Origin of the sequence: Methylobacterium sp. 190mf, assembly GCF_900107945.1 — a bacterium.
Taxonomy (GTDB): Bacteria; Pseudomonadota; Alphaproteobacteria; order Rhizobiales; family Beijerinckiaceae; genus Methylobacterium.
In genome coordinates this window covers 91490-106518 of the sequence record NZ_FNVI01000001.1, presented here as the reverse complement: position 1 = coordinate 106518, position 15029 = coordinate 91490, and the positions used below count along the sequence as shown (strand labels likewise).

Annotated in this window: 14 protein-coding genes; 8 read left to right on the top strand and 6 right to left on the bottom strand. The window is 73.1% G+C overall.

The genetic code is table 11. From position 1 onward, the window contains the following. The first annotated feature begins 467 nt into the window (after positions 1-467). Together C4T42_RS00500 and C4T42_RS00495 are read left to right on the top strand one after the other, a co-directional pair. Positions 468-3614, top strand: coding sequence for a ribonuclease E/G (locus C4T42_RS00500; RefSeq protein ID WP_020091152.1), 3147 nt, complete (start codon positions 468-470; stop codon positions 3612-3614). 170 nt (positions 3615-3784) lie between these two features. Further along, positions 3785-5029 carry a methyl-accepting chemotaxis protein gene (locus tag C4T42_RS00495; protein ID WP_026604623.1) on the top strand — a complete coding sequence of 415 codons (1245 nt, stop codon included), beginning with the start codon at positions 3785-3787 and terminating at the stop codon, positions 5027-5029. 61 nt (positions 5030-5090) lie between these two features. Here the strand turns inward: C4T42_RS00495 and C4T42_RS32840 are convergent, their stop codons facing one another. The 3 genes from C4T42_RS32840 to C4T42_RS00480 all read right to left on the bottom strand — a co-directional run bounded on the left by C4T42_RS32840 (position 5091) and on the right by C4T42_RS00480 (position 6740). Continuing rightward, on the bottom strand, positions 5091-5390 hold the full coding sequence (locus C4T42_RS32840; RefSeq protein WP_020091154.1) for a DUF2934 domain-containing protein: 300 nt from the start codon (positions 5388-5390) through the stop codon (positions 5091-5093). Positions 5391-5442: 52 nt separating this feature from the next. After that, complete coding sequence (locus C4T42_RS00485) at positions 5443-5613, bottom strand: DUF3606 domain-containing protein (protein ID WP_020091155.1); 171 nt, start codon at positions 5611-5613, stop codon at positions 5443-5445. 122 nt (positions 5614-5735) lie between these two features. Continuing rightward, positions 5736-6740, bottom strand: coding sequence for a 2-keto-3-deoxygluconate permease (locus C4T42_RS00480; RefSeq protein ID WP_020091156.1), 1005 nt, complete (start codon positions 6738-6740; stop codon positions 5736-5738). A gap of 380 nt (positions 6741-7120) precedes the next feature. On the opposite strand from C4T42_RS00480, the gene C4T42_RS00475 reads away from it, so the two are divergent. Further along, a complete protein-coding gene (locus C4T42_RS00475) occupies positions 7121-8224 on the top strand; it encodes a four-carbon acid sugar kinase family protein (RefSeq protein ID WP_020091157.1) in 1104 nt (367 codons plus the stop codon). Further along, positions 8221-9249, top strand: coding sequence for a 4-hydroxythreonine-4-phosphate dehydrogenase PdxA (gene pdxA, locus C4T42_RS00470; RefSeq protein ID WP_020091158.1), 1029 nt, complete (start codon positions 8221-8223; stop codon positions 9247-9249). Before C4T42_RS00475 ends, pdxA begins: the two co-directional genes overlap by 4 nt. Positions 9250-9349: 100 nt before the next feature. Here the strand turns inward: pdxA and yidD are convergent, their stop codons facing one another. Beyond that, positions 9350-9682, bottom strand: coding sequence for a membrane protein insertion efficiency factor YidD (gene yidD / locus C4T42_RS00465; protein ID WP_020091159.1), 333 nt, complete (start codon positions 9680-9682; stop codon positions 9350-9352). Positions 9683-9686: 4 nt separating this feature from the next. Beyond that, the gene (locus C4T42_RS00460) at positions 9687-10130 is read right to left on the bottom strand and encodes an iron-sulfur cluster assembly scaffold protein (protein WP_020091160.1); all 444 of its coding nucleotides are present in this window, start codon (positions 10128-10130) and stop codon (positions 9687-9689) included. Between the two features lie 240 nt (positions 10131-10370). On the opposite strand from C4T42_RS00460, the gene folE reads away from it, so the two are divergent. From folE to C4T42_RS00440, 4 genes are all read left to right on the top strand, one after another. After that, positions 10371-11189: a GTP cyclohydrolase I FolE gene (folE, locus tag C4T42_RS00455; protein ID WP_020091161.1), complete on the top strand. Its 819-nt coding sequence runs from the start codon at positions 10371-10373 to the stop codon at positions 11187-11189. Positions 11190-11209: 20 nt separating this feature from the next. Beyond that, positions 11210-11632, top strand: a complete 423-nt coding sequence (gene hisI / locus C4T42_RS00450) for a phosphoribosyl-AMP cyclohydrolase (protein WP_020091162.1) — start codon at positions 11210-11212, stop codon at positions 11630-11632. Further along, on the top strand, positions 11629-12615 hold the full coding sequence (locus tag C4T42_RS00445; protein WP_103984556.1) for a patatin-like phospholipase family protein: 987 nt from the start codon (positions 11629-11631) through the stop codon (positions 12613-12615). Before hisI ends, C4T42_RS00445 begins: the two co-directional genes overlap by 4 nt. A 90-nt stretch (positions 12616-12705) precedes the next feature. Beyond that, entirely contained in the window at positions 12706-14277 is a 1572-nt protein-coding gene (locus tag C4T42_RS00440) for an alkaline phosphatase D family protein (protein ID WP_042672535.1), read from the top strand. Between the two features lie 171 nt (positions 14278-14448). Here C4T42_RS00440 and C4T42_RS00435 read toward each other — a convergent pair whose 3' ends face one another. Beyond that, a complete protein-coding gene (locus C4T42_RS00435) occupies positions 14449-14880 on the bottom strand; it encodes a CBS domain-containing protein (protein ID WP_020091165.1) in 432 nt (143 codons plus the stop codon). Between the last annotated feature and the right edge of the window lie 149 nt (positions 14881-15029).

The following is a 15029-nucleotide window of genomic DNA, read 5'->3' as shown; positions in this document are numbered from 1 at the left end:
CGCCGCAACGGCCCGCGGACGTGACCGAATTCCTCGCGAAAGCGGTCGCGGTGTCGCGGCGGGCCCTGTCGGTCCGCTTGGCGGCGGCATGTGCCGCCCGCGATCGGGCAGGTGTCGCACGACGCGGCGGAGATCCTCCGCCGCACCCAGGAATTCACGGCCGGTCCCCCGCCGGCCGAGATTGTTTCGCGAGGTCGGGACCACGATGGACGGACGCACGGCCCAGCATAAGGCTGCGCGTGCCCCGGAGGCGCAAACGGTGCGTCACGCCGGTCCGTCCGTCCGCCCGGCCTGTTTCAACCCCAGGCGCCCAGGGCGCCGAACGGCGGTTGACGGCAATTTCCCCTCGAACCCATCCGCCTCGGCGACGAGGCCGGCATCCCGCCCGACAGCATTGACGTCGGGCGAGGCGCCGCCGGGACCACGGGCACGGAGAACGACGTCGGCCGCCATGCCGAGAGTCCGACATGGCCAACAAAATGCTGATCGACGCGATGCACCCGGAGGAGACCCGGGTCGTCACGGTCCACGGGTCTAGGGTCGAGGAGTTCGACTTCGAAGCCGCCAACCGGCGCCAGCTGCGCGGCAACATCTACCTCGCCAAGGTCACCCGGGTGGAGCCGTCGCTCCAGGCGGCGTTCGTCGAGTACGGCGGCAACCGCCACGGCTTCCTGGCCTTCAACGAGATCCATCCCGACTACTACCAGATCCCGCTGGCCGACCGGCAGGCACTCCTCGAAGAGGAGGCCCGCGACGCCGAGGAGCACCGCGAGCGCGAGGAGCGGCGCCGCCGGTCGTCGTCGCGCCGGTCCCGCGGCCGCCGTGCCGAGGCCCGCGCCCGCGGCGCCGACGAGACCGTGAGCGCCGAGGACACGCACGCGGCGTCCGAGAGCGAGGATCAGGCCGAGATCCGGAACGAGTCGGGGATCGACCCGGCCGTCCAGCCCGACACGCTGTCCGAGAACCCCGAGGCCGTGCAGGAGGCCCTCGCCTCCGAGGCCGCCGCCGGCGACCTCCCGGAGGGTGAGCCGGCGCAGGCCGCCGAGCCCCAGACCGCGCCGGTCGAGGCGCAGGCGGCCCCCGCCGCGTCGGAGCCGGTCGCCGCCGCCTCCGCCCCGTCCGAGGACGCCCCCTCCGAGCCGGAGGCCCGCATCGCCGTGGCGGAGGCGCTGACCGTGTCCGACGCGCCGGACGAGACCGCCGCGCACGCGATCGTGACGGAGGAGAGCGAGGCTGGGGCGAGCGAGGCCGAGGAGACCGCGCCGACCGCCGCCGACCCGTCGGCCGAAGCGTTGGACGAGGCCTCCGAGGAGGACGACGAGGAATCCGACGACGACGAGGATGAGGACGAGTCGGAGGACGACGAGGACGAGTCCGACGAGGATGACGACTCGGACGAGGAGTCCGATGAGGAGTCCGACGATCCCGACGCCGAGCCCAAGATCGCCCAGGTCGGCGGCAACGGCGACGCGCTGGCCGAGATCCCCGAGCGTCCGCGCCACTACCGCCGCCAGTACAAGATCCAGGAGGTGATCAAGCGCCGCCAGATCATCCTGGTGCAGGTGGTCAAGGAGGAGCGCGGCACGAAGGGCGCGGCGCTCACGACCTATCTGTCGCTCGCCGGCCGCTACTCGGTGCTGATGCCCAACACCGGCCGGGGCGGCGGCATCTCCCGCAAGATCACCTCGGCGGCCGACCGCAAGCGCCTGAAGGAGGTCGTGCAGGACTTGGAGGTGCCCGAGGGGATGGGCGTCATCCTGCGCACCGCCGGCGCCTCGCGGTCCAAGCCCGAGATCGCCCGCGACTTCGAGTACCTGATGCGCCTGTGGGAGTCGGTCCGCGAGCTGACCCTGACGTCGATGGCGCCGGCCCTCGTCTACGAGGAGGGCTCGCTGATCAAGCGCGCCATCCGCGACCTCTACAACAAGGATCTGGACGAGGTTCTGGTCGCCGGCGAGGACGCCTACCGCGAGGCCAAGGACTTCATGCGGATGCTGATGCCCGGCCAGTCCAAGGTCGTGAAGCCCTACCGCGACTCGACGCCGATCTTTGCCCGCTTCGGCGTCGAGCAGCAGCTCGACGCGATGTTCTCCACGCACGTCTCGCTGAAGTCCGGCGGCTACCTCGTGATCAACCCGACCGAGGCCCTGGTCTCGATCGACGTGAACTCCGGCCGCGCCACCCGCGAGCACGACATCGAGGACACCGCCCTCAAGACGAACCTGGAGGCCGCCGAGGAGGTCGCCCGCCAGCTCCGGCTGCGCGACCTCGCGGGCCTGATCGTCATCGACTTCATCGACATGGAGGAGAAGCGGAACAACCGCGCCGTCGAGAAGAAGCTCAACGAGTGCCTGAAGAACGACCGCGCCCGCATCCAGGTCGGCCGGATCTCGCCCTTCGGCCTCCTGGAGATGAGCCGCCAGCGGATCCGCACCGGCGTGCTCGAATCCTCCTCGATCCCCTGCGCCCATTGCGGCGGCTCGGGCTTCGTGCGCGCCACCGCGTCGGTGGCGCTGCACATCCTGCGCTCGATCGAGGAGGTGCTGCTCAAGTCGGCCTCCCACAACCTCGTCCTGCGCACCCGCACCGAGATCGCGCTCTACATCCTCAACCAGAAGCGCGGACACCTGCGCGAGCTCGAGGTGCGCTTCGGCGTGACGATCACGATCGCGGCCGACGAGCGGCTGGCGGCGACCACACCGTTCCAGCTCGACCGCGGTGAGCCGGCCCAGCGGGCGGAGGGCCCGGTCACGGGCGTGCGCGCCCAGGCGATCTCGCCCGCGATGGAGTTCGACGACGAGGACGAGGAGGCCGACGAGGCCGAGACCGAGATTGAGACCGAGACCGACGCCGAGGGCGAGGCCGACGAGGGCCGCGCCGAGGCCCGCGAGGACGGGTCGCGCGAGGAGGGCGAGGGCCGCCGCCGCCGTCGTCGCCGCCGCCGGCGCGGCGGTCGCCAGGAGGGCCGCGGCGAGGACGGGCGCGCCGAGGACGATCGCGGCGACGACGATCAGGACGACCAGCAGGACGACGGCCGCGACGACGCCCGTTCGGACGCGGAACGGAGCGATGGGGACTGGGACGGCGCGCAGCCGGCCGGGACCGAGGCTCCCGCCGCGGCCGTCGCCGCGGAGGCCGGCGAGGCCGACGAGGCCGTCGCGGGTTCGGACGAGGTGGCGCGGTCCGAGGACGAGGGCGGCCGTCGCCGCCGCCGCGGGCGCCGGGGCGGCCGCGGTCGCAGCGAGGGCCGCACCCGCGAGGCGTCCGAGACGGACGACGCGCCGGAAGCCGCGGGCGATGTCGTCGCCCTGTCGGCGGAGGAGCCGGTGAGCGCCCAGGCTGTGGCCGAGGCGATCGAGGCGGCGCCGGCCGCGGCCGCCGAGGACCGGACCGAGACCGCGGTGGACCTGCCGGTGGCCCCGGTCGAGTCCGCGGCGCCGGCGGCCGATCGGGCGACCGTCGGCGCGCAGGCAGAGGCCGGCTCGCCCGAGGCCGCTCCCGCCGAGCCGGCGCCCGAGCCCGTGGCGATCGTGCTGACGCCGCCGTCCGATCCGGACCGGCCGAAGCGCGCCGGCTGGTGGTCGCGCACCAAGGCGGCCCTGACCGGCGAATGAAGCATTGCGCCCCCTGATAGAGCGCTATCAGGGGGCGCAACTTCTCGAAGTAGACGTGTTGCGCTGCACCGATGCCCCGCAACGCTTGTCGAGAGACTGGTCTATCCTTCACCATTGGTTGAAGGTTCTGTGTGACCATGCGCCCCGATTAGAGTGTCGGAGAGGCCCGCATGTTCAGTTTGCGCCGGCAGCGTCAGATCCCTGACGCGCTAGCAACCCCGGTGACGGCGACCGCCCCGGTCGAGACGGCGGCGGTCTTGCCAGTCGAGACGGCCCCGACGCCCGTCGCGGAGCCGGCCGTCGATCGGGAATGGCTGACTCTCCTGGCGCGCCTGTCCGCCTCCGCGTCCGACGCCGGCACCTCGATCGGCTGGATGACCCACGACGCCTCCGGCACCGCTGAGCAGGCCCGGCTCATCGCGGCCGCCAGCGAGGAGCTCGCCGCGACCACGGGTGAGATCGCCGCCCGCTCCTCGTCGGCGGCCGAGATGGCCGAGACGGCCCGGGCCGGCATCGCCACCTGCGTGGGCGACCTGCATCGCGCCACCGACGGCATGCGCGGGATCGAGGAAGGCACCGAGGAGATCGGCAGCCGACTCGACAGCTTCTCCACCGCGGCGCTGCGGATCGAGGAGATGGCCGGCACGATCGCGGCGATCTCGGCCCAGACCAACCTGCTGGCGCTCAACGCCACGATCGAGGCGGCGCGGGCCGGCGAGGCCGGCCGCGGCTTCGCGGTGGTCGCCGCCGAAGTGAAGACGCTCTCGGCGCAGACCGCGAAGGCGACGGACGAGATCCGGGCGCGGGTCAGCGGCCTGCGCGAGGAGATGGCGGCGATGCAGGCCGCCGTGACGCGCAGCCGCAACGCCGTAGAGGCCGGCGCGTCCGCGATGGTTCGGGCCAATGCCCGCGTCGAGGCCGAGAGCGGCGCCGTCGCGAACGTCGCGGCGCAGATGCGTGAGGCCTCCGAGATCCTCGGCCAGCAGATGCAGGCCACCGGTGACATCGCCCAGAACGTCGGCCGCATCGCGGAAGGGACTGACAAGGCCCGCCGCGAGATCGGCGACGCCCTCGCGCAGCTCGGACGGATCGAGGATCTCGGCCGCACCCTGCTCGACCGGCAGACCGGCACCGCCGCGGATCAGCGGGTGATCCGCCTGTCGGCGGACTGCGCCGCGTGGCGGCGCGCCATCGCGGCGACCCTGGTCGGCATGCGCTCGACAGACACGCCGCCGGAGGGCATCCCCGCCGACGCGACGCGGCCGGCCGCCATCGAGAAGCCCCTGGCGCAGGCCCGCGAGCAGGCAGCCGCCCTGGTCCGCCACGTGCGCAGCCAGACCTGGGACTCGGCGACCACGGCGTTCGTCGCCTTCGAGGCGGCGGTGAAGGAAACCCGGGCGGCGATCGAGGCCTGAAGGTCATCCGATCCCGGGTCCGCCGTGACCCGGGACCGTCTCGGATGAAGGTCGGAGACCGTCAGGCCGGCGGCGGATCGGAGCGCGGCGCTGCCGGCGCCGCGTCGGCCTTTCGGCGATCGCGCTCCTTGCGCAGTTCCCGCTCGGCCAGCAGCCAGAACTCGATCTCGAAGCCCTCGGGCCTGTGGTTGCGCTCCCAGAGCTCGTAGGCCCGCTCGCGGATCTGCTCGAACGTGATCGTGTCGGACGACCGCGCCGAAGGCTGCGGTGCCGCCGCGTCGGTCCCGGACGCGGGTCCCGGCGCGGGCTCGGACCCAGACTCGGACCCGAGTGCGGATCCGTGCGCCGGTGTCCCCGCCATCGGATGATCCGGAGGCGGACGGAAATCGGGGGGCACTTCCATGGCGCCGGTCTCAGGCGGCCGGCTTGTCGAGATAGGCGGCGACGCTGGTGATCCGGCTCCCGACCATGGTCACCGCCTTGCGCAGCCTCTCCTCGCTGACGCCGAAACGCTGCGCCCACTCCTCGCGGGTGGCGCGGTCGTAGATGTCGATATGCGTCTTGCCTCTGGATTCGGTCGACATGCAGTGCCCGCTCCGGTTCGCCGTGAGACGCGGCCGTGCCGCGCTTCCTGGAGGGACAACCGGACTCGGAGACTTCGGTTGCCGCCGGTCGCGCGGGACGCGCAGCTAGACCGCGCGAGACGTCAGGGTGCGGTCGGAGCGGGGCTGGGGACCGGCGCCGGATCCTCCTCGGCCGCGTCCGGGCGGACCCGCCCCGCCACGAAGGCGGTCAGCAGCGGCACGAGCAGCGCCGTGACCACCACGCTCGCCGCCACCAGCACGGTGGCGGGGCCGGCGGCCTCCTTGTAGGCCGGGTTGGCGGCGGCGATGATCGCCGGCACGGCGGCCGCGTTGCCGGCCGTCGAGGCGGCGGCGACGCCCGCCACGCCGTTGCCGCCGGTGAGGCGGTCGGCGACGAACAGGGCGGCCCCGGTGATCGCCACCACCGCCGCGCCGAGGCCGATGCCGAGGAGGCCCGCCTGCCAGATCTTGGCGAGGTCGAGCCCGAAGCCGAGGGCGAAGGCGAAGAACGGGATCATCACCGGCGCCGCCCCCGACAGGAAGGCGCGCATGTCGCGGTCGAGGTTGCCGAGGATCATCCCGATCAGCAGCGGCAGGATGCTGCCCACCAGGGTCGGCCACGGGAAGGCCGAAAGGCCCGCCAGCCCGAGCGTCACCATGGTGAGGAACGGCCCGGATTCGAGGCTCATGATCGCGTAGGCGCCCGCATCCTTCGGGCGGCCGAATTGGCCCATCAGGGCGAGGTAGAGCCCGCCGTTGGTGTCGTTCATGGCGGCGACGATCGCCAGCGTCGACAGCCCCGCGAAGGCGCCCCCGGCCACCGGCGCCTCGCCGAGGATCTGCCCGAACACCACGCCCATGATCGCCGCGACGCCGACCTTGGCGGCCAACAGGACGCCGCCCTTGCGGGCGATCGCCGGGGCGGCGCGGAAGTCGATGCCCGCGCCCATGCAGACGAAGAACACCGCCAGGATCGGCAGCGCGCCGTTGAACAGCGCGCCGGTGAACGAGCCGAAGAAGGTCGCGGTGTCCGGGAAGAGCGTGTGGAGGATCGCGCCGAGGAACAGCGGCACCACCATCAGGCCGCCGGGCACGCGCTCCAGGGAGCGCTTGATGGGAATCTGCATGGGTCGCCCTTCCGGTGCCGGCCCGTTCCGGATCCTGGCACCCGCCTTCCCCCCGGCGGCCTGCTACAACCTTTCGACGAGGCTGCGCAACGCGCGGCCGGACCGGTGCACATGGTGACAATTGCGCGGGCCCATCCCTGCCTGGGCGCGGCCCGGCACGATCTGCGGCGGCCCGGATGTCGTCAGCGACGTCCCCGTCCCTGTCCGGCTCCCTGGACCCGGCGGCCTTGCCCGGGCGGCGGCCGATCCGCGGCGCGAGGCTGCCCGCTTGACCGCCGCGCCGGCCGGTCGGTATGCCGCGCGACAACCTGACAACGAGCACGCGAGCCGCGCTCGGCCGGGGGCGCGGCCGGCGCGGCTCCCGCCATGATCCGCCCGACATGACCCGCCTGCGCCTCATCGCCGACGATCTCACCGGCACCCTCGACACGGCCGCGGGCTTCACCGGCCTGTGCGGGGCGATCCCGGTGGCGTGGCCGGAGCTCCTGGCGGGGGATGGACCCGGCTGCCTGGCGATCGATTCCGGCACCCGGGAAGGCTCGGCCGCGGAGGCCGACCGGATCGTCGGCGCCCTCGCGCCCCGGCTGGACGGCGCCGACATCGCCTTCAAGAAGGTCGACAGCCTGCTGCGCGGCCCCTGGGCGGCCGAACTCGCGGCCGTGCTTCGCACAGGGACCTGGGGGCGCTGCGTGGTGGCGCCGGCCTTCCCGTATCAGGGACGCCGCACGGAGGGCGGGCGGCAGCTCGCCCGGCGCGGCGCGGGCTTCGAGCCGGTCTCGGGCGACATCGCCGAGGCCCTGCGGGCGGTCGGGCTGCCGGCGCGCCGGGCCGACGTGTCCGACGGGCCGGTGGCGGGCGTCGCCGTCTACGACGCGGCGAGCGACGCCGACCTCGCCCGGGTCGCGGATCTCGGCGGCGGCAGGCCGGTGCTCTGGTGCGGCAGCGGCGGCCTCGCGGCGGCCCTGGCGCGCGGCGTGGCGGCGCCGGGCGACGACCGGCTCGCCGGCCCCGTCCTCGGGCTGTTCGGCTCGGACCGGCCCGAGACCGCGGCGCAGCTCGCGGCCTGCGGCGCCCACCACCTCGTCCTGTCGGCGCGCCATCCGGACCATGCCGGCGCGGTGGCCGCGCGCCTCGACCGGGACGGCGTCGTCCTGGCGAGCCTCGCGCTGCCCGAGGGCACCGCCCGGGAGCACGCCGCGGCGCGGATCGCCCAGACCTTCGCGGGGGTGATCGACCGCATCCCGCGGCCCGGCACGCTGCTGGTGGCCGGCGGCGAGACCCTGAAGGCGCTGTGCCTCGCGCTCTCCGTCGCGCGCCTCGACGTCACCGGGCAGATCACCCCGGGCCTGCCCCGCTCGACCCTGCGAGGCGGACGCTGGGACGGGCTCGCGGTCGTGTCCAAATCCGGCGCCTTCGGAACAGAGGACGTCTGGCGCGATCTACTTCACGGCAACGGCTTTCCGCGCAGCAGGAGCGACGCGTGACCTCACATCTCGCCATCACCATGGGCGATCCGGCCGGCATCGGCCCGGAGATCATCGTCAAGGCCGCCGCCCGGCTGAAGCACCGGATCGACGCGGGCGACCTCAAGCTCGTCGTCATCGGCAGCGCCCCCTCCCTGCGCCGCGCGGAGCGGGCGCTCGGCCTCCTGCCCGATCCCGTTCCCGAGGTCGCCGAGGACGGCGACTGGCCGGCGCTGTGCTGCCTCCAGGCCGACGCGGAGGGCGCGCCGATCGAGCCGGGCCGGCTCTCGGCCGACGGCGGCCGCTTCGCCTACAAGGCGATCGAGGCCGGCGTTCGCCTCGCCCTGGCCGGCCGGATCGGCGGCATCGTCACCGCGCCCCTCAACAAGGAGGCGCTCAACAAGGCCGGCTACCACTATGCCGGCCACACCGAGATGCTGGCGGAGCTGACCGGCGTGCGCGGCTCAGTGATGATGCTGGCCCACGGCAACATGCGGGTCTCCCACGTCACGACCCACGTCGCCCTGGAGGACGTGCCCAAGCGCCTGACCCCGGAGCGCCTGCGCCTCGTCATCGACCTCACCGACAGGGCGCTGAAGGGACTGGGTCTCGCCCGGCCGAAGATCGCGGTCGCCGCGCTCAACCCCCATGCCGGCGAGGGCGGCCTGTTCGGGCGCCAGGACATCGACGTCAGCGCGCCGGTGATCGAGACGGCCAACGCCGACGGGCTCGACGTGCACGGCCCGGTGCCGGGCGACACGGTGTTCGTGAAGCTGCGGGCGGGCCAGTACGACGCGGTGGTGGCGATGTACCACGACCAGGGACACATCCCGGTCAAGCTCCTGGGCTTCGAGATCGACCCGGCCACGGGCAAGTGGATGGACCTGTCGGGGGTGAACATCACCCTGGGGCTACCGATCATCCGCACCTCGGTCGATCACGGCACCGCCTTCGACATCGCCGGCACCGGCGTCGCCAACGAGCGCAGCCTCATCGAGGCGATCGAGTTCGCCGAGAAGCTGGCGGCGAACCGTCAGGCCGGTTGAGCGCGGGGCAGGCGCACGGGATCTCCGAAAAGCGATCTCCGATCCGCCAGCCCGACCGCCCGGCACCCGTGTTTCACGTGAAACAAAGCAGGAACGAAATCTACCGCGCGTCGGCCTCCTGCCCCACGGCCTCGCAGGCGAACGGAGACGGCGGCGCCTCGACGCCGCGCCAGCGGCCGTAGGCCCAGGGGCGGTACCACACCGCCCGCGCGGGCACGCGCTCCGGGACGAGGTCGATGCCGTAGGTGCCGAACGGCCCGCAGCGGCAGATCCGGGCGAAGCCCATCCAGCCGCCGGGCCAGAGCCCGTGCCGGGCGATGGCCGTGTCGGTGTACTCGGAGCAGCTCGGCCAGTGGCGGCACTGGCGCCCGATCAGGCCCGACAGCGTCAGCTGGTAGCCGCGGATCGCCCAGTGGGCGGCGCGCCGGACCATCCCGTCAGGCGGCCTGCCGCTTGGCGGCGATCTGGTCGAGGGCGTCCACCACCGCGTCGAAGGTCAGGAGCGTCGAGGCGTGGCGCGCCTTGAAGTCCCGCACCGGCTCGAGCACCGCGAGGTCCGACCACGCGCCGCCGGGCGCCGGGCCGTTCTCCTTGAGCATCGACCGCATGGCCGCGCGGACGCCGCGCAGCTCGTCCGCGCTGGCGCCGACCACGTGCCGGCCCATCAGCGACGAGGAGGCCTGTCCCAGGGCGCAGGCCCGAACCTCCTGGGCGAAATCCGCGACCCGGCCGTCCTCGCCCAGGACGAGGTCGACCGTCACGGTCGAGCCGCACAGGCGCGAATGGGCCGTGGCACTCGCGTCCGGGTTCTCGAGCCGGCCGAGCCGGGGGATGTCGGCGGCGAGTTCCAGGATACGGCGGTTGTAGATGTCGTCGAGCATCGGGTCCTCGGCCGGAGGCACACTTCCCATCGGGACTCTGCCGCGTGCATCGCGCATTGCGCGTTACCCCGCGAACGATGATATAGGCGCCATACGGCCGCTTCGCGAGGAGGCGGGCCGTCGACCAGGGTCGCGCCAACGGCCACGGTGGTTCCCACGGCCTTTCGTCCATCCCGGGGCGCCGGCTTGAAACCTTTTCGAGCCCGGGATCTTCCCTCGAACGCCCGACGCGATCCGACGATGTACGCCAAGCCCGACAGCACCCCGATGAAATCCCGCATCGCGCGGGCCGGAGATGCCATGGATGCCGCGCTCAAATCCTTGTCCTACCAGGGTGACGGCCAGGGTTTCGACCGGAACGGGGGCGACGGGCAAGGGCTGAACGGCATGCGCAATGACAATCGGCCGGTGGATGAGGGCCGTCCCGTCGAGGTGGCGCCCGAGCCGGCCTCCGCGACCCGCGTCCCGGACGGGATCGAGACCGGCCGCCCGAGCCGCGCCGAGGCCGAGGCCGCCGTGCGCACCCTCCTGCGCTGGGCCGGCGACGACCCGACCCGCGAGGGCCTGCTCGACACCCCGGCCCGGGTCACCAAGGCCTACGAGCAGTTGTTCGGCGGCTACGCGGTCGACGCCGAGAAGCTGCTGGAGCGCGTGTTCGAGGAGGTGGAGGGCTACTCGGACATCGTGCTGGTGCGCGACATCCCGTTCCACTCCCACTGCGAGCACCACATGGTGCCGTTCATGGGCCTTGCCCACATCGCCTATTACCCGACCCGGGGCGTGGTCGGCCTGTCGAAGCTCGCCCGCGTGGTCGACACCTTCGCCCGCCGCCTGCAGACGCAGGAGACCATGACCGCCCAGATCGCCGACGTGATCGAGAGCATCCTCAAGCCCCGCGGCGTCGCCGTGATGGTCGAGGCCGAGCATCTCTGCATGGCGATGCGCGGCGTCCAGAAGGCCGGCGTCTCGACCATCACCAGCCAGTTCCGCGGTGTCTTCAAGGACAACGCTAACGAGCAGGTCCGCTTCCTGACCCTGGTGCGCGGCGGCGCCAAGTAGCCCCGGGCGACGCCTCGACCATGACCGCGCGCGACACCGCCTTCGCTCCCCCCGGCACCCGGGCCGAGATCGAGGAGGGCACGGCCCTCACGCCCCGGTTCGACCGCGACGGCCTCGTCGCCTGCATCGCGGTGGACGCGCGGGACGGGCAGGTGCTGATGCTCGCCCACATGAACGCCGAGTCGCTGGCGCGCACCCTCGAGACCGGCGAGGCGTGGTACTGGTCGCGCTCGCGCCGGGAGCTCTGGCACAAGGGCGCGACCAGCGGCCAGATCCAGCGCGTCGTCGAGATGCGGGTCGACTGCGACCAGGACGCCCTGCTGATCCGCGTCGAGGTCGGCGGCGACGGCGGCTGCTGCCACACCGGCCGGCGCGACTGCTTCTACCGCAGCGTCGTCCGGGAGGCGGACGGCCGGGTCGTCCTGAAAGCCGCCGGGCGATGAGCCGCCCTCTTGCCACGCGGTGGCAAGACGAGTCCGCCGACCCGCATTTCCCGCCCGGAACCGTCGAGCCGGTCCGCGCGCCGCCGAGCCCCGGCCCGCAGGTCGGGCTCGCCCTCGGGGGCGGCTCGGCACGGGGCTGGGCGCATATCGGGGTGATCCGCGCCCTGGAGGAAGGCGGCATCACGTCGACCGTGGTGGCCGGCTGCTCCATCGGCGCCGTGGTCGGCGCCTGCTACGCGGCCGGGCGCCTCGACCGGCTCGAGGCCTTCGCCCGGGCGCTGACCCGGCGTCGGGTGGTGGGGCTCATCGACCCCCGCCTGCCGGGCTCAGGCCTGATCGCCGGCAACCGCCTGCGCCAGCGCCTCGCCGCGGATCTCGGCGAGCGCCGCATCGAGACGCTGCCGATCCGCTTCGGCTGCGTCGCCACCGAGTACGGGACCGGCCACGAGGTCAGCCTGACCGAGGGTCCGGCGGTGGACGCGGTGCGCGCCTCCTACGCGATCCCCGGTCTGTTCCCGCCGGTGGCCCATGACGGCCGCGTGCTGATGGACGGGACCCTGGTCAACCCGGTGCCGGTGGGCCTCGCCCGGGCGCTCGGGGCCGACCTCGTCATCTGCGTGAACCTCAACGGCGACACCGGCGGACCGGTGGTGCGCGAGGCGCCGCACCCGGCCCCGCCGCGCCGGGGCTTCCTGCAGGTCGTGCGCGGGCGCCTGCCGGGCTTCGACCGACCCGAGCCCGAGATCGCCGTGCCGGGCATCGCGCGAGTGGTGCTCGACGCGTTCAACACCACCCAGGACCGGATCTCGCGGGCGCGGCTGGAGCGCGACCCGCCGGACGTGGCCATCGGCCCGGATCTGGCGGCCTTCGGGCTGTTCGACTTCCACCGGGCCGCGGAGGGCATCGCCCTCGGGCACCGCGCCGCCCGCGCCGCCCTGCCCCGGATCCGGGCCGTGCTGGAGGGCGCGGCCGCGCGCGCCTGAGGGATCCGGGCGCGCTCCATCCGGAGGGGGCCGTCATCCGGCTGTCGTGGCCGCCTGCGATGGGCGCCCGTGCATGCTGGAGGACCTCCAATGTATACGAGTCGCCGTCAGATCCTGCTGTCCGGAGGCGCCGGCCTCGTCGGGCTGGCCACGGGCCTCGGACGGCCCGGCCTGAGCCGCGCCGCCGACCGGCCGCTCCTGACCCACGGCCTCCAGTCGGGCGACGTCGGCACCGACTCGGCGGTGGTCTGGGCCCGGTCCGACCGGCCGGCCCGGGCGATCGTCGAGTGGGCGACCACCGAGAGCTTCGCCGACATCCGCGGCGGCGTCTTCGCCGACGCCCTGCCGGAGACCGACGGCACCGTGAAGGTGACACTGACCGGGCTGCCGGCCGGCCAGGACGTGTTCTACCGTGTCCGCCTGGAGGACGTCGCCGCGCCGACCATCGTCGGGCCGGCCCAGGTCGGGCGGTTCCGGACCGCGCCGGCGGACCGGCGCTCGGTCTCGTTCTGCTGGTCGGGCGACACGGCGGGCCAGGGCTGGGGCATCGACGAGGCCCGCGGCGGCATGACGATCTACTCCGCCATCCTGAAGAACCGACCGGACTTCTTCATCCATTCCGGCGACACGATCTACGCCGACGGGCCGATCCAGTCCGAGGTGAAGCTCCCCGACGGCAGCCTGTGGCGCAATCGGGTGACCGAGGAGGTGGCCAAGCCGGCCGAGACGCTCGCGGAGTTCCGGGGCCGGCACAAGTACAACCTCACCGACCGGAACGTCCTGGCGATGAACGCCGCCGTGCCGATCCTGGCCCAGTGGGACGACCACGAGGTCACCAACAACTGGTGGCCGGGGGAGCCGCTGACCCGGGCCGAGCACCTGAAGAAGAAGTACGCCGACCCGAACGTGCTGGCGCTGCAGCTGCGGGCGGCCAAGGCCTTCCACGAGTACATGCCGATGCGCTTCGAGCCGTCGGAGCCCGGCCGGGTCTACCGCAAGATCGGCTACGGCCCGCTGGTCGACGTGTTCATGCTCGACATGCGCTCCTACCGGGGCCCGAACGGCGAGAACCGGCAGACGGAATACGGGCCCGAGTCCTACTTCCTCGGGCCGCAGCAGATCGCGTGGCTGAAGCGGGCGCTGCTCGAGTCCCGCGCGACCTGGAAGGTGATCGCCGCCGACATGCCGCTCGGCCTCGTGGTGACCTACGACACCGACCGCAATTTCGGCTCGGAGGCGGTGGCGCAGGGCGACGGACCGCCGCTGGGGCGCGAGCTGGAGATCGCCGACCTGCTGCGCTTCATCAAGAGCGCAGGGATCCGCAACACGGTCTGGCTCACGGCCGACGTGCACTACACGGCCGCCCACTACTACGACCCCGACAAGGCGCAGTTCCAGGATTTCGAGCCGTTCTGGGAGTTCGTCTCCGGGCCGCTGCACGCCGGCACCTTCGGGCCGAACGCGCTGGACAACACCTTCGGGCCGCAGCTGCGCTACGTGAAGGCGCCCGACAAGGGCCAGGTGAACCTGTCGCCGGCCGCCGGCTACCAGTTCTTCGGCCACGTGGCGGTGGACGGCGCCACCGAGCAGATGACGGTGACCCTCAAGGACGCGGCCGACACCGACCTCTGGCACGTCACGCTTGATCCCGTGAAGGCGTGAGGCGGACCGCGGGCGGTACGGGCTCGCGATGTCGGCCTGCTCGCCCGTCGACGAAGGGGCGCGGGTCCCCTCTCCCGCACGGGAGAGGGAGCGCGTCGCGCCCCGGCGGCCTGTCCTGAACCGGCGAGGCCCGGGGGCGGAGGGCGAGAGAAACGCGCGGTGCCGGCGCCCCTACGCCATCGTGATGTAGTCGCGCAGGGCCTGGTGCTCGGCCTCGACGGTGGCGATCTTGCGCGCCACCACGTCGCCGATCGAGACCAGGCCGATCAGCCGCCCGTCCTCGCAGACCGGTACGTGGCGGAAGCGCCCGTCGGTCATGAGGGTCATGACCTCCTCGATCGTGGTGGTCCGGCCGCAGGTGGTGACCGCGGTGGTCATGTGGGCCGAGACCGGCGCGTCGAAGGCCGAGCCCCCGTGCCGGGCGAGCGCCCGCATGATGTCCCGCTCGGAGATGATGCCCGCCACCGTCCCGTCGGCCTGGGCGACCACGAGGGCGCCGATCCGCTTGTCGGCGAGGATCTGGATCACCTCATCGAGGGTCTTGTCGGGGCCCACGGTGACGACGGAGCTGCCCTTCTCGGCGAGGATGCGTGCGACGGTCATGGCTCTCTCCCTGTGTGACGCGGCCGGTGCGCCGTCAGCCCGCGGCGCCCTGATGGCGTTCTCGGCCGGGTTGGCCCGGCTCGTTCACATTGTGGCGAGTGTGTGATCGATCCGGCCGGATGGCAAGGTGCCGGGCGTCGATGGCAGGG